This is a genomic window from Ectopseudomonas composti (assembly GCF_001567565.1).
Taxonomy (GTDB): domain Bacteria; phylum Pseudomonadota; class Gammaproteobacteria; order Pseudomonadales; family Pseudomonadaceae; genus Aquipseudomonas; species Aquipseudomonas composti_A.
Genome location: NZ_LSSW01000020.1, coordinates 243992 through 266948 on the forward strand (window position 1 = coordinate 243992; position 22957 = coordinate 266948).

At 63.8% G+C, this 22957-nt stretch carries 17 protein-coding genes; 5 read left to right on the plus strand and 12 right to left on the minus strand.

Annotated elements, in window-relative coordinates; all coding sequences use genetic code 11:
• Positions 1 to 6 precede the first annotated feature (6 nt).
• The 3 genes from PCLY_RS07090 to ompR all read right to left on the minus strand — a co-directional run bounded on the left by PCLY_RS07090 (position 7) and on the right by ompR (position 6001).
• On the minus strand, positions 7 to 3765 hold the full coding sequence (locus tag PCLY_RS07090; protein WP_061238591.1) for a bifunctional diguanylate cyclase/phosphodiesterase: 3759 nt from the start codon (positions 3763 to 3765) through the stop codon (positions 7 to 9).
• Positions 3766 to 3861: 96 nt separating this feature from the next.
• Entirely contained in the window at positions 3862 to 5178 is a 1317-nt protein-coding gene (locus PCLY_RS07095) for an ATP-binding protein (RefSeq protein WP_061238592.1), read from the minus strand.
• Positions 5179 to 5263: 85 nt separating this feature from the next.
• Positions 5264 to 6001 (minus strand): osmolarity response regulator transcription factor OmpR, encoded by a 738-nt coding sequence (ompR, locus tag PCLY_RS07100; protein WP_061238593.1) that lies wholly within the window; start codon positions 5999 to 6001, stop codon positions 5264 to 5266.
• A gap of 204 nt (positions 6002 to 6205) precedes the next feature.
• Here ompR and PCLY_RS07105 point away from each other — a divergent pair, with 204 nt between their 5' ends.
• From PCLY_RS07105 to rmf, 4 genes are all read left to right on the plus strand, one after another.
• Positions 6206 to 8533 (plus strand): Tex family protein, encoded by a 2328-nt coding sequence (locus tag PCLY_RS07105; RefSeq protein ID WP_061238594.1) that lies wholly within the window; start codon positions 6206 to 6208, stop codon positions 8531 to 8533.
• Positions 8530 to 8916 carry a PaaI family thioesterase gene (locus PCLY_RS07110; protein WP_061238595.1) on the plus strand — a complete coding sequence of 129 codons (387 nt, stop codon included), beginning with the start codon at positions 8530 to 8532 and terminating at the stop codon, positions 8914 to 8916. Before PCLY_RS07105 ends, PCLY_RS07110 begins: the two co-directional genes overlap by 4 nt.
• A gap of 102 nt (positions 8917 to 9018) precedes the next feature.
• The gene (gshA, locus tag PCLY_RS07115; RefSeq protein ID WP_061238596.1) at positions 9019 to 10599 is read left to right on the plus strand and encodes a glutamate--cysteine ligase; all 1581 of its coding nucleotides are present in this window, start codon (positions 9019 to 9021) and stop codon (positions 10597 to 10599) included.
• 217 nt (positions 10600 to 10816) lie between these two features.
• On the plus strand, positions 10817 to 11008 hold the full coding sequence (gene rmf, locus PCLY_RS07120; protein WP_061238597.1) for a ribosome modulation factor: 192 nt from the start codon (positions 10817 to 10819) through the stop codon (positions 11006 to 11008).
• A gap of 113 nt (positions 11009 to 11121) precedes the next feature.
• On the opposite strand, the gene argA is transcribed toward rmf, so the two are convergent.
• The 4 genes from argA to PCLY_RS07140 all read right to left on the minus strand — a co-directional run bounded on the left by argA (position 11122) and on the right by PCLY_RS07140 (position 15855).
• Entirely contained in the window at positions 11122 to 12420 is a 1299-nt protein-coding gene (argA, locus tag PCLY_RS07125) for an amino-acid N-acetyltransferase (RefSeq protein WP_061238598.1), read from the minus strand.
• Between the two features lie 65 nt (positions 12421 to 12485).
• Positions 12486 to 13652, minus strand: a complete 1167-nt coding sequence (gene argE, locus PCLY_RS07130; RefSeq protein WP_061238599.1) for an acetylornithine deacetylase — start codon at positions 13650 to 13652, stop codon at positions 12486 to 12488.
• Positions 13653 to 13866: 214 nt separating this feature from the next.
• Complete coding sequence (locus tag PCLY_RS07135) at positions 13867 to 15138, minus strand: inorganic phosphate transporter (RefSeq protein ID WP_061238600.1); 1272 nt, start codon at positions 15136 to 15138, stop codon at positions 13867 to 13869.
• A 39-nt stretch (positions 15139 to 15177) separates the two neighbouring features.
• On the minus strand, positions 15178 to 15855 hold the full coding sequence (locus PCLY_RS07140; RefSeq protein WP_061238601.1) for a TIGR00153 family protein: 678 nt from the start codon (positions 15853 to 15855) through the stop codon (positions 15178 to 15180).
• 112 nt (positions 15856 to 15967) lie between these two features.
• Between PCLY_RS07140 and PCLY_RS07145 the strand changes: the two genes are divergently transcribed.
• A complete protein-coding gene (locus PCLY_RS07145) occupies positions 15968 to 17332 on the plus strand; it encodes a CYTH domain-containing protein (protein ID WP_061238602.1) in 1365 nt (454 codons plus the stop codon).
• A 117-nt stretch (positions 17333 to 17449) separates the two neighbouring features.
• Here the strand turns inward: PCLY_RS07145 and PCLY_RS07150 are convergent, their stop codons facing one another.
• The 5 genes from PCLY_RS07150 to PCLY_RS07170 all read right to left on the minus strand — a co-directional run bounded on the left by PCLY_RS07150 (position 17450) and on the right by PCLY_RS07170 (position 22924).
• Positions 17450 to 18334, minus strand: coding sequence for an ABC transporter permease subunit (locus PCLY_RS07150; RefSeq protein ID WP_061238603.1), 885 nt, complete (start codon positions 18332 to 18334; stop codon positions 17450 to 17452).
• A gap of 82 nt (positions 18335 to 18416) precedes the next feature.
• Positions 18417 to 19325 (minus strand): ABC transporter permease subunit, encoded by a 909-nt coding sequence (locus tag PCLY_RS07155; protein ID WP_061238604.1) that lies wholly within the window; start codon positions 19323 to 19325, stop codon positions 18417 to 18419.
• On the minus strand, positions 19322 to 20476 hold the full coding sequence (potA, locus tag PCLY_RS07160; protein ID WP_061238605.1) for a polyamine ABC transporter ATP-binding protein: 1155 nt from the start codon (positions 20474 to 20476) through the stop codon (positions 19322 to 19324). The genes PCLY_RS07155 and potA overlap by 4 nt, the downstream gene beginning before the upstream one ends.
• A 53-nt stretch (positions 20477 to 20529) precedes the next feature.
• Positions 20530 to 21621, minus strand: a complete 1092-nt coding sequence (locus tag PCLY_RS07165) for a polyamine ABC transporter substrate-binding protein (protein WP_061238606.1) — start codon at positions 21619 to 21621, stop codon at positions 20530 to 20532.
• Positions 21622 to 21826: 205 nt separating this feature from the next.
• A complete protein-coding gene (locus PCLY_RS07170) occupies positions 21827 to 22924 on the minus strand; it encodes a polyamine ABC transporter substrate-binding protein (protein ID WP_061238607.1) in 1098 nt (365 codons plus the stop codon).
• Positions 22925 to 22957 lie beyond the last annotated feature (33 nt).

Consider the following 22957-nt stretch of genomic DNA (forward strand, 5'->3'; position numbering starts at 1 on the left):
CCCTGCTCAGCGCTGGCGCGCCTGCATCCAGGCGAGAAACTCCGCTTCCATCATCGGCCGGCCGAACAGATAGCCCTGCCCCAATGCACAGTCCTGCTCGCGCAGCAGCGCCAGCTGACTCTCGCGCTCGATCCCTTCGGCCACGCATTCAAGGCCCAGGTTGCGCGCGATCATCAGGATGGTCTGCACCAGCATGCGTCCGCTCGCCTCGCCATCCAGATCGGCGACAAAGCTGCGGTCGATCTTCAACCGGTCCAGCGGCAGGCGCTTGAGGTAGGTCAGCGACGAGTAGCCGGTGCCGAAGTCGTCGATGGCAAAGCGCACGCCCTGCTGCTTGAGGCGTTGCATGTTGCCGATGCAGCGCTCGACGTCTTCGAGCAGCACACCCTCGGTAATTTCCAGCTCGAGGGAGTGCGCCGGTACGCCGTGATCACGCAGGCAACGCTCGACACGCTCCACGCAGCCCACCTGGCGCAGCTCGCGCGGGCTGAGATTGACCGCCAGCACCAGCTGCGGCCACTGCGCCTGCCAGCGCGCCAAAGCGGCGCAGGCATGCTCCAGCACCCAATGACCGATGTCCTGGATCAGGCCGGTTTCCTCGGCCAGCGGGATGAACTGATCCGGGCCGATTTCGCCGCGCTCGGGGTGCATCCAGCGCAACAGCACCTCGGCACCGGCGAGCGAACCGTCAGCCAGCATCAGCTGTGGCTGGAACACCAGATGCAGCTGCTGACGGGCGATGGCCTGGCGCAGCTCGCCCTGCAACTGCAGGCGCTGGTCGATGGCCGCCTGCATCTCCGGGGCGAAAAAATGCAAGGCGTTGCGCCCGGCATGCTTGGCCCGGTACATGGCGGTGTCGGCCTGCTTGAGAATGTCCGAAGCCTGCTGCAGGCCCATCGGGTGCAGGGCGATGCCGATGCTGGCGCTGATCGCCAACTCATGGCCGTCGATCAGACAGCTGCCTTGCAGGCCGCGCAGCAGCTTCTCTCCCACTGCGGCGGCATGCTCGGCAACGGCCTGCGGCTCGTGACCCAGGGCTTCGAGCAGCACCACGAACTCATCCCCGCCGAGACGCGCGAGGGTGTCTTCGGTGCGCAGCTCGGCAGCCAGGCGTGCCGTCACCTCGACCAGCAGGGCGTCACCGAGCAGATGGCCGAGACTGTCGTTGACCGTCTTGAAGTGGTCCAGGTCGATGAACAGCAAGGCGCCCAGGCTGCCCTCACGGCCCTCCCGATCCATGGCGTGCTGCAAGCGATCGAGCAGCAGGCGGCGATTGGGCAGGCCGGTCAGCTCGTCGCTGTAGGCCAGGCGCTCGATCTCGCGTTGATAGCGCTGGCGCTCGGAGATGTCGGTGATGCTGGCGCGGATCAGCAGCTGTTCGCCCGGCATGCGCACCAGGCGCACTTCGCACGGCAGTTGGCGGCCGGCGCTGTCCCGGTGGGTCCACTCGAATACCGGCGCTTCACCGGCAACGGCGCGACGCAGGAACTGTTTACCGGCGCGGGCGGACGGGCGACCGTCACTCTGGCGCACCGGGCTGATGCTCTGAATCGACCGGCCGATCAGCTCATCGCGAGGGTAGCGGAACAGGCTCAGGGCATTCGCGTTGCATTCGACGATAGCGCCGTCCGGATTGAACAGCAGGATCGCCTCCGGCGCATGCTCGACCAGGGTGCGATAGCGAGCCTCGGCTTCGCGACGGGCACTGATGTCCTCGACCAGCAACAGGAACAGCGTCTGCCGTCCGCTGCGCACGGCGCGCAGGCTAACGCGGGTAAAGACCACCTGGCCATCGGCGCGCAGAAAACGCTTGTCCATCTCGAAGCCGTCGCTGACACCGCGCAGAACCTGCTCCACATGAGCCTGCTCGGCAGGCAGATCATCGGGGTGCGACAGCTGCCGCCAACTGTTGACGAGCAGCTCGTCGCGATCGAAGCCGAGGATGCTGCACAGCTTCTGGTTGACCTCTTCCCAGGCAAAGCTCTGAGTGGTCAGCGCCATGCCGATCAGCGGTGCTTCGAAGAACAGGCGCAAACGCTCGTCGCGTTCTCGCAGCTGCGACTCGGCGCGCTTGCGCTCGCTGATGTCCTGAACGACCCCATAGATGCGCACCAGGCTGCCATCGGTATTGCGTTCGGGAATACCACGCAAACGCAGCAGCCGCCCTCCCAGACGCGCGACCAGGCGAGTCTCGACGTCCAGCTCCTCGAGCCCTCCCAGCGCTGCCTGCAGGGTCTGCATGATCACCGTCTGGCTCGGTGTGTCGAAGTAATCGAGCGCCTGCTGGAGAGAAGGTGGTCCCAGGTGGAGGTCACGCTCGACGATGCGGTAGCAGCCATCGCTCCAAAACATGCCGTAATCGCTGATCTCCAGCACCCAACCGCCCAGGTTGGCGATGTCCTCGGTCTGGCTGAACAGATGACTCTGGCGTAGCAGTTGCGAACGCTGCTGCTCGACCTTGGCCGCCAGCTCGACGCGCTCGGTGACATCGTGCTGCAGTCCGAGGAAATGACTGATGCCCTGCTCGTCACGCATCGGCGCCAGCACCACCTCGTTCCAGAACGGTTTGCCGTCCTTGCGGTAATTGCGCACCACGGCGTGGCCGCTGCGGCCGTCACGCAGCGCATTGCGCAGTGCCTGCAGCTCCAACTGGGCACGCTCCTCGCCGAGCAGGAAGCGGCAGTTGCGCCCCAGCGCCTCATCGGCGCTGTAACCGGTCATCTGGCTGAACGCGGTATTGCAGTAGACCAGGGGCAAATCGGCCTGACGCGCATCGGCGATGGTCATGCCCAGCGGGCTGGCCTCCATCGCCAGGTTGGCGCGAGCCAGTTGCTGCTGCATCTGCGCACTACGCGCCAGCGCCTGACGCAGATCGCTGATTGCACGCCCTACCAACAAGGTAGCGCCCATCAGCAGCACGACGGCGAAGTGCAGTTGGTTACGCTGCATGTCCAGCTCGCTGAAACTCAGGCTACCGCGCAGCAGGGGCAGCGGCAGGGTCGCCGCGTACACCAGCAACACCCCATACAGGGCGCCAGCGAAGGCATGTCGCAGCGCCAACACCAGCATGCTCAAACCCAGCAGCGGCAGGGCGAGCTGGGCCGGCAAGCTGGCGCTGAGCAGCATCAACGCCACGAACACACTCAACGCCAACAGCCAACCACCCGGCGAACGGCTGATGCTCAACGTCGGCGCACTGCTCGCGCCCCGATCCCGAAGCCAGCCGCGATCCCGCAGCAACGGGGTGCCGAACGCCAGCAGCGGCGCCGTCAGGGCGAGCAGGTTGATGGTGTCGCTCAACCACACGGCCAGGCTGGCCTGCGCCCATCGCTCATCGACCTGAAAGCCGGTCAGCCAGAGGTTGCTTTGCAGGCCGAGCGCCACCAGGGTGCTCGGCATCAATACGGCGAAGGCGAGAAACCTCAGCAAGTCGCTCAGGCGCCCCAGAGCCGGATCGAAAGGCTGGCGGCGCAGCAACCACCAGCCTAGCGCTATGGCAGCGGTTTCAGGCAGGGCGTAGAGCGGCCCCCACTGCCAGGGCAGGCCCCATAGCGGCACGCTGAACAGGGCATTGAGGTACAGCGCCGGCAGCACGCGCGGCCCCCACCACAGGCAGAAGGCGAGCCCCAGCACCAGAGGCAGGTAACACAACGCCACCCCGTCGCTGAGGCGGGTCGCCAGGGAAATCCAGGTTGCCAGGTGCAGAATCGGCAGCGGCAGCCACCAGGTCCAACTGGGCAAGCGGTCAGGGAACGCGGCGGACATGCAGGCCTCGAATCGGTGCGCTGGCACAGCATAGCCCAGCCCCAAAGTGCTTGGCAGCATATTGCCAGCACACGAGGAAGGTAATAGGACGTTTGGTTATACCGCGTCGCGCGGCAAAAGCAGGCCGAGCGGTAGCCGTACCCGCGCTTCAAGGCCGCCACCACTGCGGTTGCGCAGCTCGACGCTGCCCCCGTGCAGCGCCGCGATGCGTTTGACGATGGCCAGGCCCAGGCCGGTGCCACGCCCGCCACGGGCGCGATCCCCGCGAATGAAGGGGTTGAAGATGCTGTCGAGCTCGGCCGGGTCGATGCCGTTGCCACGATCCAGCACGCTCAGCACCACATAAGGCGCGCTGTGGTCACCGGCCAGGCTGGCCACCACCTCGACCGCGTCGCCACCGCCATGATTGAGGGCATTCTCCACCAGGTTGGTGAGCAGGCGTTTGGTCGACACCCGGCGCAGCGGAAACGGCGGGATCTCTTCCAGGCACAGACGCACCCGCTCGCTGCCCTGGTTGTAGGGCGCCAGCGTTTCGCGCACCAGCTCGGGGAAATCGGCCTCTTCCACCGGCTCGTCGCGACCGTCGCGGATAAAGGCGAGGAACTGATCGAGGATGGCGTCCATATCTTCGATGTCGCGCACCATGTCTTCGGCCAGCTCGGAATCGTTGTCCATGAACTCCAGCGCCAGGCGCAGGCGCGTCAGCGGTGTGCGCAAGTCGTGGGAAACCCCGGCCAGCATCAATTCGCGCTCGCGCCCGGCCTGCTCGACGTCCTCGGCCATCTGATTGAAGGCGCGGTACACCTCGGTCATCTCGCTCGGCGTATCGCTCACCGGCAGCCGTACGCTGCGCCCCTGGCCGAGCTGGCGCGCGGCGAAGACCAGTCGCTTGAGCGGCGCATTAAGCTGGCGCACGAAGATCCAGGCCGCGGCCGTGGACAACAGGCCGATACCGAGGAACCAGCCGAGCACGCTCCAGATGCGCTGGCCACGCAACGGATGCGGATACATCGGCACCCGCACCCAGCCCTCGCCGAGACTCGGCGCACGCACCCACAGCGCCGGCGGCGTGGTCGCGCGCACGCGGGTTTCGGTATCCGGGCCGAGTTCGGTCTGCATCTGCCGCTGGAAAATTTCGCTGTAGGGCCAGTGCTGCTCGCTGGCCGGCACCTTGTCGCGCGGGATGCGCTTGAGCCCGGCGGCCTGAGCGATATGGTCGCGGTCATCGGGGTTGGCCGCCCAGTAGGCGCGCAGGGTCAGCGCCGCGCCGTGGCTGTACTGGCGGTCGACCAGCACATCCTCGTTCATCATCAGATAAATGAGGGTCAGTGCCTTGGAAAACAGCACGACGACGAGCACCAGCCAGAGGGTGCGGGCGAAGAAGCTTTGCGGGAACCAGACAGGTGCCTTCACAAGCGACAGGCCTCACGCTTCGAGCTGCAAGAAAACGCCGCCCGCGCTGCAATCCAGGGCAGCTTGTGGCTCGTCGCTTGCTGCCTCACTTGTTGCCATCCGGCACGAAAACGTAGCCCACACCCCAGACGGTCTGGATATAGCGTGGTTTGGACGGGTCCGGCTCGATCAGGCGGCGCAGGCGGCTGATCTGCACGTCGATGGAGCGCTCCAGCGCATCCCACTCGCGACCGCGTGCCAGGTTCATCAGCTTGTCGCGGGTCAGCGGCTCGCGTGCATGCTGCACCAGCGCCTTGAGCACGGCGAACTCGCCGGTGGTGAGCATGTGCACTTCCTCGCCCTTCTTCAGCTCGCGGGTGGCCAGTGACAACTCGTACTCACCAAAGCTGACGCTCTCGTCCTCGCTACCCGGCGCGCCCGGCACCACCGGTGCCTGACGGCGCAGCACGGCCTTGATCCGCGCCAGCAGTTCACGCGGGTTGAAGGGCTTGGCCAGGTAATCGTCAGCGCCCAGTTCCAGGCCCTGGATGCGACTGGACTCATCGCCCTTGGCAGTGAGCATGATGATCGGGATCTGGTTGTTCGACTCACGCAGGCGGCGGCAGGCAGACAGACCATCCTCGCCCGGGAGCATCAGGTCGAGGACCACTAGGTTGAACAGTTCGCGCGCCAGCAGACGATCCATCTGCTCGACGTTCTCCACCGCACGAACCCGGTAGCCCTGCTCGTCGAAGAAACGTTCGAGCAGGCGGCGCAGACGGGCGTCATCATCGACGATGAGAATCTTCTCGCCTTCGGCGGCAGGGGCAGCGGACTGGGTCATGGCGTCTCCTTGGACAGCCGTACTATGGACGGCAAGTGGCGGCATTATCGCTCAGGCGCATGCCTGGGCGCTTCAGCCATTGTTAGCAGATTTTTCCCCGAACGGTTCCCAGCATGAGCGGGTGCGGTGTTTATAATGCGCCGCTTTCGTGTCTGGCCGGCATTCCTGCCGCCACCCTGTCGCTCAGTGGGTAGCTTTATATTTATGGACAGCATCAACAACCGCATCGCTGAAGAACTGGGCGTGCGCCCGCAACAGGTCGCCGCCGCCGTGGCCCTGCTCGACGAAGGCTCCACCGTGCCCTTCATCGCCCGTTACCGCAAAGAAGTGACCGGTAGCCTCGACGACACCCAGTTGCGCCATCTGGAAGAGCGCCTGCGCTACCTGCGCGAGCTGGACGAACGCCGCGTGGCGATCCTCGCCAGCATCGAGGAACAGGGCAAGCTGACCGCCGAACTAAAGCGTGAAATCGACCTGGCCGACACCAAGACGCGCCTCGAAGACCTTTACCTGCCCTATAAGCAGAAACGCCGCACCAAGGGCCAGATCGCCCTGGAAGCCGGCCTCGGCGAGCTGGCCGATGCGCTGTTCAACGATCCGAGCCTGGCCCCCGAGCAGGAAGCCGAGCGCTTCATCGACGCCGAGAAGGGCTTCGCAGATGTGAAAGCCGTGCTCGAAGGCGCCAAGTACATCCTCATGGAGCGTTTCGCCGAAGACGCCGCGCTGCTCGACAAGCTGCGCAGCTTCCTCAAGGACAACGCCACCCTCAGCGCTCGCCTGGTGCCGGGCAAGGAAAACGAGGGGGCCAAGTTCAGTGACTACTTCGAGCACGACGAAGCGCTCAAGGGCGTGCCGTCGCACCGCGCGCTGGCGATCTTCCGCGGGCGCAACGAAGGCATCCTCAGTTCCAGCCTCAAGGTCGGCGAAGAGCTGCCCGGCACCCTGCACCCGTGCGAGCTGATAATTGGCGAGCGCTTTGGCCTGGAGAACAAAGGCCGCGCCGCCGACAAATGGCTGAGCGAGGTGGTGCGCTGGACCTGGAAGGTCAAGCTGTACAACCACCTGGAAACCGACCTGCTCGGCGAGCTGCGCGAGAAGGCCGAGGACGAGGCGATTGCCGTGTTCGCGCGCAACCTGCACGACCTGTTGCTGGCTGCCCCGGCCGGCCCGCGCGCCACTCTGGCGCTCGACCCCGGCCTGCGTACCGGCTGCAAGGTGGCCGTGGTCGATGCCACCGGCAAGGTGCTGGAAACCGCCACCGTCTACCCGCACGCGCCGCGCAATGACTGGGACGGCACCCTGGCCATCCTCGCCAAGCTGTGCGCCAAGCATGGCGTCGACCTGCTTTCCATCGGCAACGGCACTGCCAGCCGCGAGACCGACAAGCTGGCCGCCGAACTGATCAAGAAGGTGCCGGGCCTGAAGCTGACCAAGGTGATGGTCTCCGAGGCCGGCGCCTCGGTGTACTCGGCCTCGGAACTGGCCGCGCGCGAATTCCCCGATCTCGACGTGTCGCTGCGCGGCGCCGTCTCCATCGCCCGCCGCCTGCAGGATCCGCTGGCCGAGCTGGTGAAGATCGACCCGAAATCCATCGGCGTCGGCCAGTACCAGCACGACGTCTCGCAGCTCAAGCTGGCGCGCTCGCTGGACGCCGTGGTCGAAGACTGCGTGAACGCCGTCGGCGTGGACGTCAACACTGCCTCCGCCGCCCTGCTGGCACGCATCTCCGGCCTCAACGCGACCCTGGCGCAGAACATCGTGCAGTACCGCGATGCCAACGGCGCCTTCACCTCGCGCGCGGCGCTGAAGAAGGTCCCGCGCCTGGGCGAGAAGACCTTCGAGCAGGCCGCCGGCTTCCTCCGTGTGATGAACGGCGACAACCCGCTGGACGCCTCGGCAGTGCACCCGGAAACCTACCCGCTGGTCGAGCGCATCGCCCAGGACACCGGCCGCGACATCCGCTCGCTGATCGGCGACTCGGGCTTCCTCAAGCGCCTGGATCCGGCCAAGTTCACCGACGAGCGCTTCGGCCAGGTCACGGTCGGCGACATCCTCAAGGAACTGGACAAGCCCGGCCGCGCCCCGCGCCCGGAGTTCAAGACCGCCGAGTTCCAGGAGGGCGTGGAAACCCTCAAGGACCTGCAGCTGGGCATGATGCTCGAAGGCGTGGTGACCAACGTCACCAACTTCGGCGCCTTCGTCGACATCGGCGTGCATCAGGACGGCCTGGTGCACATCAGCGCGCTGTCGGAGAAGTTCATCAAGGACCCTCACGAAGCGGTCAAGGCCGGCGACGTGGTCAAGGTCAAGGTGATGGAAGTGGACATCCCGCGTAACCGCATCGCCCTGTCCATGCGCATGGGCGACATCCCCGGCGAGAAAGTCGAAGGCACACGCGGCGGGCAGTCCCGTGGTGGCAACCGTGGCGGCAACACGCCGCGCAGCGAGCGCCATTCCAGCCAGGACAAGCCGGCACCGGCCACCGGCGGCATGGCCGCCCTGTTCGCCAACGCCAAGCAGTTGAAGAAATGAGTACGGAAGCCAACGTCGGCGCCAGCAGCGCCTTTTCCCGCCTGCTCGGTCTGGAGATTCTCCAGGCCGGCGGCGGTGAGGCGCGCGTACGCCTGACCCTGACCGACGACCTGCGCAACCTGCACGGCAAGCTGCATGGCGGCGCGCTGTTCTCGCTGATCGACACCGCCATGGGCCAGGCCAGCCACAGCCTGGGCGACGGCGGCCCGAGCAGCGTGACCCTGGAGTGCAAGATCAACTACATCCGCCCGGTGTCCGAGGGCAGCGTGCTGTGCCATGCCAAGGTGTTGCACGCCGGACGCCGCACCCAGGTGGTCGAGGCCGAGGTGTTGCAGGGCGACAAACTGGTCGCCAAGGCACAAGGCACCTTCGCCTGCGTGTAATCGTCCGGGTTCGATCTCGTCTAACGTGAGAGCATCGTCGCCCCTTGCAGAGTGCAGGGGCGATCCCCATATTGTGGCGACTGCCCAGTTAGGAATTGCATCTTGAGCAACCTTCTCTCACGCCGCCTGGCCCAGCTCGGCGAGCCGGCCAACCTGTCCCTGCTGGGTGAATGCCTGCACGGTATCGAGCGCGAATGCCTGCGTGTCGATCGTGACGGTCAACTGGCCCTGACCCCGCACCCGCAAGGGCTGGGTTCGGCATTGACCCACACTCAGATCACCACCGATTACTCCGAGTCGCTGCTGGAGTTCATCACCGGCACGGCCACCGATCCAGCCGCCACCCTCGACGAACTGGAAAACATCCACCGCTTCGCCTACGACAAGCTCGACGCTGAACTGCTGTGGAGCCCGTCGATGCCCTGCGCGCTGCCGGACGAAGAGACCATCCCCATCGCCCGCTACGGCAGCTCCAACATTGGCCGCCTCAAGTACGTGTACCGCAAGGGCCTGGCACTGCGTTACGGCAAGACCATGCAGTGCATCGCCGGCATCCACTACAACTTCTCCCTGCCCGAGCAGCTGTGGCGACTGCAGCGCCAGGCCGAAGCCAGCACGCAGAGCGAGCGCGATTATCAATCGGCGCGCTATATCGCGCTGATCCGCAATTTCCGCCGTTACAGCTGGCTGCTGATGTACCTGTTCGGTGCCTCCCCGGCGCTGGACAAGGGCTTCATGCGCGGCCGCCCGCATCAGCTGCAGGAGCTGGACCCCAGCACCTTGTACCTGCCCTACGCCACCAGCCTGCGCATGAGCGACCTGGGCTACCAGAGCAGCGCGCAGTCCGGTCTGACGCCCTGCTACAACGACCTGGCCAGCTACACCGACAGCCTGCGCCTGGCAGTCGGCACGCCCTACCCGGCCTACGTCGAAGCCGGTACCAAGCGCGGCGACGAGTGGCTGCAGCTGAACACCAACATCCTGCAGATCGAGAACGAGTACTACTCGAGCATCCGCCCGAAACGCGTGACGCAAAGCGGTGAGCGCCCGATTCAGGCGCTGAGCAGCCGTGGCGTGCAGTACGTGGAAGTGCGCTGCCTGGACATCAACCCCTTCCTGCCGCTGGGTATCGACGTGGCGCAGGCGCGCTTCATCGACGCCTTCCTGCTGTTCTGCGCGCTGGAGGACAGCCCGCTGCTGGAAAACGGCGAGTGCAGCAGTTGCACCAGCAACTTCCTCAAGGTGGTCACGGAAGGACGCCGCCCCGGCCTGCACCTGCAGCAAGGCAACCAGCAGGTGGAACTCAAGGTCTGGGCCAGCGAGTTGCTCGAACGCATCCTGCCGCTGGCCGAACTGCTCGACCGTAGCCAGGGCAACAACACGCATGTCGAGGCACTGGCGCAGCAACAGGCCAAGGTCGCGGATGTGGAAATGACGCCGTCGGCCCAGGTGCTGGCCGTTCTGCGTCAGGGCAAGAGCTTCACCGAGTTCGCCCTGCAGCAGAGCCTGCGCCACGCCGAGTACTTCCGTGGGCAGCCACTTGGCGCCGAACAGCAACAGGCCTTCGAACAGGCTGCGCATGATTCGCTGGCCGGCCAAGCGGAGCTGGAGGCGCAGCCCGAAGAGGATTTCGATGCCTTCGTTGCGGCCTACCAGGCGAGCATCCTCACCCTGGCCGGGTAAAGCCAGCAGGGCCGCACACCCCCATGCCAATCAGGTTACGCGTGCTGCGCACGGCGCACGTGCGTAGCCTGGGTGTGCGCCACTGGACGGAAGATCGCGATTCGTCGACTGTGTCACAAAGCCAGCCAGCGGAGCAAAAGCCAGGATGGGCGGCCACCCCCGCACTCGCCCAGCCAGCTAGCATTGCCGGGTAAAGGACGATAGACGAGCAGCGCCCATGGCCGATGACGCCACGCCGCAATGGAGCTTGGAAAGCCTGACCAAGGCCTACCAGCAAGGCTATATGGCCGGTCTCACCGGCCAGCCCAGAGCGCGCCAGCCGTACCCCGACGAAATCCCGGCAGCTGCCTGGGAGGCCGGCTGGGACGATGGCTTCGAACAAATGCGCCTGCAGCAGCACAGCGCCTGACGAACAATTGCGATTGCCATCAATTCCGTAGGAGCGGCTGGGCGGCATTCCGCTTCAGCCGCGAAGCTCGCGGATAAATCCGCTCCTACAGTTCGCTGGACAGACGCTGCAGCCTACAACGCCTTCTCGAACACCTTGGAATTGCGCTGATAGTTGTACAGCGACGCCCGCGCAGTGGGCATGCGCTCGACACTGCTGGGTTCGAAGCCGCGCTCGCGGAACCAGTGGGCAGTGCGGGTGGTGAGCACGAACAGGGTCTTGATCCCCTGCGCCCGCGCCCGCGCCTCGATGCGTTCGAGCAACTCGTCACCACGGCCGCCGTGACGGTAGTCGGGATTGACTGCCAGGCAGGCCAATTCGCCACAGTCCGAGTCGGCGATGGGATACAGCGCCGCACAGGCGATGATCAGGCCCTCGCGCTCGACGATGCTGAACTGTTCGATCTCGCGCTCCAGCACCTCACGCGAACGGCGCACCAGAATGCCCTGCTCCTCCAGCGGGCTGATCAGTTCGATCAGGCCGCCAACATCCTCGATGCTCGCCTCACGCAACGACTCGAACTGCTCCTGCGCCACCAGGGTGCCATTGCCGGTGCGAGTGAACAGTTCGCTAAGCAGCGCACCATCGGTGGCGTAGCTGACGATATGACTGCGCTTGACCCCGCCTCGGCAAGCCTCGGCGGCGGCATCGAGCAACTCGCCCTGGTAGTTGCTGCCCAGGCGCGCCAGGTGCGCCGGCACCTGCTGCGGACGCAGTTCGCGCACCAGCTTGCCGTTGTCGTCGAGCAGACCGTCCTCGGCGCCGAACAGCAGCAGTTTGTCCGCGCCCAGGTCGATGGCGGCGCGGGTGGCGACGTCCTCACAGGCCAGGTTGAAGATTTCCCCGGTGGGCGAATAGCCCAGCGGTGACAGCAGCACGATGCTGCGCTCGTCGAGCTGGCGATTGATGCCCTTGCGGTCGATGCGGCGCACTTCGCCGGTGTGGTGATAGTCGACGCCATCGACCACGCCGATCGGCCGTGCAGTGACGAAGTTGCCGCTGGTCAGACGCAGGCGCGAGCCCTGCATCGGCGAGGCGGCCATGTCCATCGACAGGCGCGCTTCGATGGCGATACGCAAGTGGCCGACGGCGTCGATCACGCACTCCAGGGTGGGCGCGTCGGTGATTCGCAGGTCACGGTGGTAATGCGGGGTCAGGCCACGGGCAGCGAGACGCATCTCGATCTGCGGACGCGAACCGTGCACCAGCACCAGGCGCACGCCCAGGCTATGCAACAGCACCAGGTCGTGGACGATATTGGCGAAATTGGGGTGGGCAACGCCCTCTCCCGGCAGCATGACCACGAAGGTGCAGTCGCGGTGGGCGTTGATGTAAGGCGAAGCGTGGCGTAACCAGGTGACGTAGTCGTGCATGAGCAATCCATTAGCGTCGAGACGTTAGACGGGCATGGCCGTCGTGTTCGGTTAAAGAGTCGCTCTCATCGTCGCTGCACGTCGTCACTCCGGGTCAGGCAGTAGTGTTGGATCAATTGGCGCAGCAGCGCCACAGTAGGTTCGATGCGGGCCAGCTCCAGGTGTTCCCCGGGCTGGTGGGCACAGTCGATATCACCGGGGCCGAGCACCAGGGTCTCGCAGCCAAGTTGCTGAAGATAAGGCGCTTCGGTACCGAATGCCACCGCCTGGGCCGTGTGTCCGGTCAAGCGCTCGGCCACCCGCACCAGCTCCGCATCCGCGCTCTGCTCGAACGGCGGCACGGCGGGGAACAGCGGACCGTAGTCGATACGCACCTGATGCTTGAGCGCCAGCGGTTGCAGCTTGCCGCGAATCGCTTCGCGCAGCACATCAGGATCCATACCAGGCAGCGGGCGCAGATCGAACTCCAGCGCACACTGGCCGCAGATGCGGTTGGGATTGTCACCGCCATGGATGCAGCCCAGGTTCAGCGTCGGCTGCGGCACGCTGAATTGCGGGTTGTTGAACTCGCGCTGCCACTGCGCGCGCAGGCCGCGCAGCTCACCCATCACGTCCTGCATGGCCTCCAGGGCGCTATGCCCGAGGGCCGGGTCGGAGGAATGGCCACTCTGCCCGAGAATATCGACGCGTTCCATCATCACGCCCTTGTGCAGGCGGATCGGCTTGAGGCCGGTCGGCTCACCGATCACCGCCGCGCGGCCGAGCGGACGGCCGGCCTCGGCCAGAGCACGGGCACCGGCCATGGAGCTTTCCTCGTCGCAGGTGGCGAGGATCAGCAGCGGTTGCTTGAAGGGCTGATCGAGCAGCGGCCGCACGGCCTCGATGGCCAGGGCGAAGAACCCCTTCATGTCGCAACTCCCGAGGCCGACCCAACGGTCGCCGACTTCGGTCAGCTTGAGTGGGTCGCTCTGCCACAGGGCGGCGTCGAAGGGTACGGTGTCACTGTGACCGGCCAACACCAGGCCGCCTGGGCCGGAGCCATAGCTGGCAAGCAGGTTGAATTTTCCGGGCGCGATCTGCTGGGTTTCGCAGGTAAAGCCCAGATCGCCGAGCCAGGCAGCGAGCAGCTCGATGACAGGCGCGTTGCTCTGGTCCCAATTGGGCTGGGTGCAGCTCACCGATGGCGCTGCAATCAGCGCAGCGAACTGCTCTTGAAAGGACGGCAGGGGCATCGGCGATCTCCAAAAAACGATGCCCCATGATAGGGGCATCGAACCTCAGAGGGCACCTCTAAAAACTACCTACGTTGTCATAGCGGCGTTGAAAGCAGGCTCAGAATGCTCATTTACAACTCGTAAACTGCGCTTCTTCGCCTGCCTTCTCCTTGCGCCGACCGCCTCGCCTACATTTTTAGAGGCACCCTGACGTGAAACCGCCGAAGTGGAATCAGACCCCGCCGAACAGCGCGCGCAGAATGAAGAAGAAGAAGATCGAGAGGATCGCACCGGCCGGCAGGGTGATGATCCAGGACAGGAAGATCTTGCCGATCATGCCCAGGTTCAAAGCACCGATACCACGCGCCAGGCCGACGCCGAGGATGGCCCCCACCAGGGTGTGGGTGGTAGACACCGGCAGGCCCAGGCCCGAGGCGCTGACCACGGTGGTGGCAGCGGCCAGTTCTGCAGCGAAACCACGGCTGGGGGTCAGCTCGGTGATTTCCTTGCCGATGGTGGCGATGACCTTGTAACCGTAGGTGGCCAGGCCAACCACGATGCCCAGCGCGCCCAGCAGCAGGATCCAGCCTGGCACCAGCGACTTCTCGCCAGCGGCGAGTTCACCACCGCTCTGGATCACACCGACGATGGCCGCCAGCGGACCAACGGCATTGGCCACGTCATTGGAGCCGTGAGCGAAAGCCATGGAGCAGGCGGTGAAGATCATCAGGATGGCGAACACCTTCTCCACACTGGAGAAGTGGAAGGCCTTGTCAGCCTCGGCATCGACATGGATGCGGCTCAGCAGCGCGATACCGATCAGCATGACCAGCACGCCGATCCCGATCGAAAGCATGAAGCCCTCGGTGCTGGAGAGGTCCAGACCAACGTGCTTGAGGCCCTTGGTCATGGTCATCAGCGAAATCATGAAGCCGGTGATGAACATGTACAGCGGCACGTAGCGCTTGGCGTTCATGAAGGGGTTGTCGGTATCGATGATCAGTTTCTGCACACTGACGAACAGGCAGAAGGAGATGATCCCGGCAAGCATCGGCGTGACCACCCAGCTGGCCACGATGGGGCCGACGCCGCTCCAGTGCACGGCATCCATCGACACACCGGCGGCGGCGAAGCCGATCACCGCACCGACGATGGTATGGGTGGTGGACACCGGCCAGCCGCGCATCGAGGCCACCAGCAGCCAGGTGCCCGCCGCCAGCAACGCCGACATCATGCCCAGCACCATGAGATTGGGGCTGATCAGATTGGCATCGACGATGCCGTTCTTGATGGTTTCGGTCACCTGGCCACCGGCCAGATAGGCACCGGCGAACTCGAAGACCATGGCGATGATGATCGCCTGTTTGATGGTAAGTGCACGCGAGCCAACGGATGTACCCATAGCATTGGCTACATCGTTGGCTCCAACACCCCAGGCCATGAAAAAACCGAAAAGGCAGGCAAGAACGAGCAGCACCAGCCCGTAGTCCGCAATCAGAGACATAAAATAAGTTTCCGTAGATCCCAGAAAGGACACTGGCGCTTAGCGCGCCAGCAGTTGTTCCAGTCGGTTGCCCACTCGTTGGGCACGGTCGGCGACATCGCCGACCCAGTCGATGATCTGATAGAGGAACATCACATCGACCGGGGGAAGGTCCTTCTCCAGCTTGAACAGGTTGCGGCGCACCTCGATCTGCAGGCGATCGGTATCGTTTTCGATCGAACCGAGCTCCTCGATCAGGGTTTCCACAAGCACAGCTTCACGGCCGGCGAAACCGGTCTCGAGCAGCTCATCCAGTTCGTTCATTGCCTTCAGCGCCTGGGCGCTGGCGTCCACGCTGCGCTGCACGTAGGTACGCATCAGCGGCTGCAGCGGCTGTGGAATGGCCATCTGCCGGCCAAGCATGAGGCCGGCGATGTCCTTGGCACGGTTGGCGACTTTGTCCTGTACACTGAGCAGTTCCAGCAGGTCCGAACGCGGCACCGGCAGGAACAGGCTCTTGGGCAGGTGCAGACGTACGCTTTTCTTCAGCTTGTCCGCTTCGTGCTCCAGCCGGGACATCTCCTGTTGTACCTGTTCCACCTTGGCCCAATCCTCGGCCATCACGGCTTCGAAGAAAGGCACCAGGTTCGCCGCGCACTCATGGGCCTTGGCGATATGCTGTTGCATCGGGCCGATGGGTGAACGGCCGAACAGGCTGACAAAGGGATTGATAGGCATAGGGTAAGCCCCCGTTTTGAGAAGGCCGCAAGTATAGGGACCGGCTTCGTCATCCGCCAGCACGCGTCATCGGTCTGTCACATTTTCATAAAAGGCTATCTAGCTCTCCACCATGGTCAAAGAAACCGAAATCAAACTGCGCGCCAGCCGCGCCACCCTGGCCGCCCTGCGCGAACATCCGTTGCTGAAAAAGCGCAACAAGAGCGGTTGGCAGCGCGGCGAGCTGTTCAACCAGTACTACGACACCCCGCAGCGCGAGCTGGCCAGTGCCAAGGTCGCCCTACGCCTGCGGCGTGACGGCGAGCAGTTCATCCAGACCCTGAAGAGCCGCGGCCAGAGCGTCGCCGGCCTGTCCGAACGCAACGAATGGGACTGGTACCTGGATAGCGCCGAACTCGACCTCGGCAAGCTCGATGACCAGTGCTGGCCGGCCAGCCTGGCCGAGCTGGACAAGAACACCCTGCAGCCACTGTTCACCACCGACTTCGTCCGCGAGAAAGCCGAGATCGCCTGGGGCCGCGGCAAGGCCAAAGTGGTGATCGAGGCCGCGCTGGATCTGGGCAAGGTCATCGCTGGCGAAGGCGAAGAGGAAATCTGCGAGCTGGAGCTGGAGCTGCGCCAGGGCGAACCCGCCGCACTGCTGGAGCTGGCCTGTGAGCTGGCCGCCGAACTGCCGCTGATGCCCTGTGACATCAGCAAGGCCGAACGTGGGTATCGCCTGTTCGACGCCGGCAGCTACAACCTCAGCCTGCCGGCCCCCGAGCTGAACGCCGAGCTGTCCCTCGACGACGCCTTTGCCGCGCTCGCCTGGCACCTGCTCGGCGCCAGCCAGCGCCTCGCCGAACAGTATCGCTGGAATGGTCACTGGAGCCTGTTGCAGCAATGGCTGGAGCAATTGATCGATCTGCGCGCCCTGCTCGCCAGCCTCGGTCAGGCCGCGCCGCGCGCCAGTTCTCGTGAACTGCGCGAAGCGCTCGATGCACTGCTCGAAGACTGGCGCCCGCGCCTGGCCGCCGGGCAGGACGACGACAGCATGCGGCGCAATGCGCCGGCACTGTTCGCCGCCGAGCTCGATGGCTGCCGCTGGGGCCTGCTGTCGCTGAAGCTGTCTTACTGGCTGCTGCAGCGCAACTGGACGCTGGAGCGTAACAACCGTGGCAACCGCCAGGGCAGCGCGGCCCTGGGCAACTGGCTGCCTACCCTGCTGGGCGAAGAAGGCGCTGCCCTGCAGCTGCGCCGCTACCAGCAACAGCCGGAAGACCTGGCCGAGCAGATGCCGCGCCTGGAGCGCCTGCTGGTCTGGCTGCGCCTGGCACGTGGCGTACTGGAAGTGCCCGAAGTCGACCGCCTGTATGGCGAGCTGAACAAGCTGTACGGCCTGGCCCAGCAGGCGCTGGATGACGAGCAACGTCAGCTGCGCCCGACGCAGACGCAAATCCTGCAAAGCCTCAAGGCCTGGAAAGCGCTGGTGAAGTAACGACCACAGCACTGTGGGAGGCGTTTTCGCGGCGAGCCTTTGGTCGCGACTGAGTCACCTGCCACACACCATGAAAAACGGGCCCCGCGGGGCCCGTTTTTCATTTCAGCGCAGCACTCAATTGTCGGCGCTGGAGCGACTGTCGACGACGGGCTGCCAGGATGGCTTGGTCGTCTCGTCCATGGCCTGCTGCATGGCCTTCTTGCGCTTTTCTTCGGCGCGGTGAGCGAAGAACCAGGCCAGGAAGGTGGCAAATGACACCGCCAACAGGATCAGGCTGGCTACCGCGTTGATCTCCGGTTTAACCCCCAGGCGCACGGCGGAGAAGATCTCCATCGGCAGGGTGGTCGAACCCGGACCGGAAACGAAGCTGGCCAGCACCAGGTCGTCCAGCGACAGGGCGAAGGACATCATCGCCCCCGCCGCCAGCGACGGCGCGATCATCGGCACGGTGATCAGGAAGAACACCTTCCACGGCCGCGCGCCCAGGTCCATAGCCGCCTCTTCGATGGACATGTCCAGCTCACGCAGACGCGACGACACCACGACCGCCACATAGGCCGAGCAGAAGGTGGTGTGAGCGATCCAGATGGTGGTCATGCCACGCTGCATCGGCCAGCCGATCAGCTGCGCCATCAGCACGAACAGCAGCAGCAGCGACAGACCGGTGATCACTTCGGGCATCACCAGCGGCGCGGTGACCAGGCCACCGAACAGAGTGCGCCCCTTGAAGTGGGTGATACGGGTCAGCACGAAGGCCGCCAGGGTGCCCAGCGCCACCGCCGCAATGGCGGTGTAGCAGGCGATTTCCAGTGAGCGCATCACCGAGTTCATCAGCTGTGTATTGTCCAGCAGGCCGACGTACCACTTCACTGACCAGCCGCCCCACACCGTTACCAGCCGCGAGGCGTTGAACGAGTAGATGACCAGAATGACCATGGGCAGGTAGATGAACACCAGCCCCGCCCAGAGCATCAGGCTGGAGAAACTGAAACGCTTCATGGCCGCCCCTCCAGTTCTTTAGCCACGCTTCTGGTTAAAAAGCCGGTTGAACAGGATGACGGGCTCATTGCGATTAGCTCAGTCATGGCCGGCCCTCCAGCTCTTTCGCCTGGTTACGGTTGAACAGGATGATGGGCACGATCAGGATCGCCAGCATTACCACCGCCAGAGCAGACGCCACCGGCCAGTCGCGGTTGTTGAAGAACTCCTGCCACAGCACCTTGCCGATCATCAGGGTCTCCGGGCCGCCAAGCAGTTCGGGGATGACGAACTCACCGACCACCGGAATGAACACCAGCATGGAGCCGGCGATGATGCCGTTCTTCGACAGCGGCACGGTGATCTTCCAGAAGTTGTTGAAGTTGCTCGAACCCAGGTCAGAGGCCGCTTCCAGCAGACTCAGATCATGCTTCACCAGATTGGCGTAGAGCGGCAGGATCATGAACGGCAGGTACGAATAGACGACGCCGATGTAGACCGCCGTGTTGGTGTTGAGGATCTGCAGCGGCGAGTCGATCAGGCCGATGCTCATCAACAGACTGTTGAGCAGCCCGTTGTTGCCGAGAATGCCCATCCAGGCATAGACGCGGATCAGGATCGCGGTCCAGGTCGGCATCATGATCAGCAACAGCAGCACGGTCTGCTGCGACTTGGGTGCCCTGGCGATGGCGTAGGCCATCGGATAGCCGATCAGCAGGCACAGCAGGGTGCTGAAGAACGCCACCTTCAACGAGCCGAGATAGGCCGAGAGGTACAGGGCGTCCTCGGTGAGGAAGATGTAGTTGCCGAGATTCAGCAACAGCGTCAGCTTGTTGTCCGCCCACTCATAGATTTCCGTGTACGGCGGAATCGCCACGTCAGCTTCGGCGAAGCTGATCTTCAGCACGATGATGAAGGGCAGCAGGAAGAACATGAACAACCACAGGAAGGGTATGCCGATCACGGCATGCCGCCCCCTGGGCAGATAGCGCGCCAGTTTGCTCATTTTCATGATTGCAGTACCACGCCGCTGTCGTCTTCCCAGTACACCACCACCGGATCGTCCCAGGTCGGACGCTTGCCGCGGCGCTCGGCATTGGCGATGAAGCACTGCACCACCTGCCCGGAGGTAAGCTTGACGTAGTACACCGAGTGGCCGCCCAGATAGGCGATGTCATGCACGTGACCGTTGCACCAGTTGTACTCGGGATGCTCGTGATCTTCCGGCAGCGCGGTGGCCATCAGCAGCTTCTCGGGGCGCAGGGCGTAGCTGACGGACTTGTTCTCGGCGCGGGTGCTGACGCCGTGACCGATGTAGATCGGCTTGTCCAGTTGCGGACAGTCGATAACCGCGTGGTCGACCTCATCAGTGGTGATCTGGCCGTCGAACAGGTTGACGTTACCGATGAACTCGCACACCAGGCGACTGGTCGGCGTCTCGTAGATGTCGATCGGGCTGCCGGTCTGAGCGATCCAGCCCAGGTGCATGATGGCGATGCGCTGGGCCATGGTCATGGCCTCTTCCTGATCGTGGGTCACCATCACGCAGGTCACGCCGACGCGCTCGATGATTTCCACCAGCTCCAGCTGCATCTGCGAGCGCAGCTTCTTGTCCAGTGCACCCATGGGCTCGTCGAGCAGCAGCAGCTTCGGCCGCTTGGCCAGAGAACGGGCCAGGGCCACACGCTGACGCTGACCACCGGAGAGCTGGTGCGGCTTGCGCTTGGCGTACTGGGTCATGTGCACCAGCTTGAGCATCTCCGCTACGCGCTCGTCGATTTCCGACCTGGACAGCTTGTCCTGCTGCAGGCCGAAGGCGATGTTCTGCGCCACGGTCATATGCGGGAACAGGGCATAGGACTGGAACATCATGTTGATCGGACGCTGGTACGGCGGCATGTCCGTGATGTCCACGCCATCGAGGATGATGCGCCCCTCGGTCGGCCGTTCGAAGCCGGCGAGCATGCGCAGCAGGGTCGACTTGCCTGAGCCGGAGCCGCCAAGCAGAGCGAAGATCTCGCCCTTGTTGATGGTCAGCGAAACGTCGTCGACGGCTACGGTCTCATCGAACTTCTTGGTTACCCGATCGATCTTGACCAGCACCTCTTTCGGTGTCTGATCCCCCTCGAGGGCTTTTTTGTAGGCGCTGGAGGCAACAGCCATTTAGGAGAACTCCCGGAAGATTGTGCCCGACCCCCAGGGCCGGGCAGGAACGATTACTGACCCGACTTGACCTTGGTCCAGGTGCGAGTCATCAGGCGCTGCACCTTCACTGGCAATTCAGCGGAGATGTACAGCTTGTCCAGTACGGCCTGCGGCGGGTACACGGACGGGTCGTTGCGAACCTCCTGATCCATGAACTCGTCCGCCTTGATATTGGGGTTGGCGTAACCGACGTAATCACTGACTTCGGCGATCACTTCGGGCTCGAGGAGGAAATTGATGAACGCGTGGGCCTGGTCGGCATTCGCTGCGTCGGCGGGAATGGCCATCATGTCGAACCAGAGGTTGGCGCCTTCCTTGGGAATGCTGTAGGCGATCTCGATACCCTTGCCGGCTTCTTCGGCGCGGTCGGCGGCCTGCAGGATGTCGCCGGAGAAACCGGCTGCCACGCAGATGTTGCCGTTGGCCAGATCACCGATGTACTTGGAACTGTGGAAGTAGGTGACGTAGGGGCGCACTTCCAGCAGTTTGGCTTCGGCCTTGGCGTAATCGTCGGGGTTGGTGCTGTTGGGGTTCAGCCCCAGATAATTGAGCATGGCCGGGATCATTTCGTCGCCTGAATCGAGGAAGGCAACGCCGCACTCGCTCAGTTTCTTGATGTTCTCCGGCTCGAACAGCACGGCCCAGGAATCGATCTCCTCGACGCCGAGCGCGGCCTTGACCTTCTCGACGTTGTAACCGATGCCGTTGGTACCCCACAGGTAGGGCACGGCGTACTGGTTACCCGGGTCGTTGGTTTCCAGCTGCTTGAGCAGCGCTGGATCGAGGTTATTCCAGTTGGGCAGTTTGGCGCGGTCCAGTTTCTGGAAGGCGCCGGCCTTGATCTGCTTGCCGAGGAAATGGTTGGAAGGCACCACCACGTCGTAACCGCTACGACCAGCGAGCAGTTTGCCTTCGAGGGTTTCGTTGGAGTCGAACACGTCATAGATCGGTTTGATACCGGTTTTCGCTTCGAACTTGGCCAGCGTCTCTTCGCCGATGTAGTCGCTCCAGTTGTAGATGTGCACCGTCTGCTGAGCCAGGGCGGCTCCACTCAGGCTAGCAGCTGCCAGGGCGATAAGAGTCTTGGGCAGGGTTACTCGCACAGTTTCATCCTCGCTTAGTGGCCGCTAAAAAAGCGCGGCACTTTATAGAAAAACGCGTTGGGAATCAGCGACTGCCAAATCAAGCCGCACCGCTACCACCTCGGTCTGCTGACTCGAGGACGCGCATATCGACGGCCGTCATGGCCCTGTAAAGTGTCCCTTGAAACCTGGCGGGCAAGCCCGCCAGGTGGTACTGCCTCTACGATCAGCGACCGGACTTGATCTTGGTCCAGCTGCGGGTCATGGTGCGCTGCACGGCAGGCGCCAGGTCCGGGAAGGTGTAGATCTTCTTCAGCACTTCCGGAGTCGGATACACGCCCGGATCGGTACGCAGTGCTTCATCCACCAGCGGAGTGGCGGCAGCGTTGCCGTTGGGGAACTGCACGTAGTTGGTGATGCTGGCCATCACCTCAGGCTTCATCAGGTAGTTGAGGAAGACGTGTGCAGACTCGACGTTCTTGGCGTCGGCCGGCACGGCCAGCATGTCGAAGAACGAACCGGCGCCTTCCTTCGGAATGTTGTAGCCCACTTGCACGCCGTTCTTCGCTTCTTCGGCGCGCGCCTTGCTCTGATAGATGTCACCCGAGTAACCAATGGCGACGCAGATGTTTCCGTTGGCCAGATCGGAGATGTACTTGGAGCTGTGGAAGTAGGCCACCGACGGACGAATTTTCATGAACAGCTCTTCGGCCTTCTTCAGCTCACCCTTGTCGCTGCTGTCCGGGGCATAGCCCAGGTAATGCAGGGCGGCCGGCAGGATCTCGGTCGGCGAATCGAGGAAGGAAACGCCACAGGACTTCAGCTTCTCCATGTTTTCCGGCTTGAACACCAGGTCCCAGGAATCGACCGGCGCGTCGTCGCCGAGCACCGCCTTGACCTTCTCGACGTTGTAGCCGATGCCGATGGTGCCCCACATGTAGGGGATGGAGTACTGGTTGCCCGGATCGCTTGGCTCCAGGGCCTTGAGCAGGTCCTTGTCCAGGTTCGACCAGTTCGGCAGCTTGGACCTGTCCAGCTTCTGGAACACGCCAGCCTTGATCTGTTTGGCCAGGAACGGGTTGGACGGTACCACCACGTCGTAACCGGAGCTGCCGGCCAGCAACTTGGCTTCCAGCACTTCATTGCTGTCGAAGACGTCGTAAACGACCTTGATGCCGGTTTCCTTCTCGAAATTGGCCAGGGTGTCTTCGGCGATGTAATCGCTCCAGTTGTAGACATGCAGCACCTTGTCGTCAGCCTGAGCAGCGCCTGCCACGGCCGCGGTCAGGGACAACGCGAGAAGGGTCTTGCCGAATGTTTTCATGCGTACAGCTCCTGTTGTTGTGTCGATATTCCA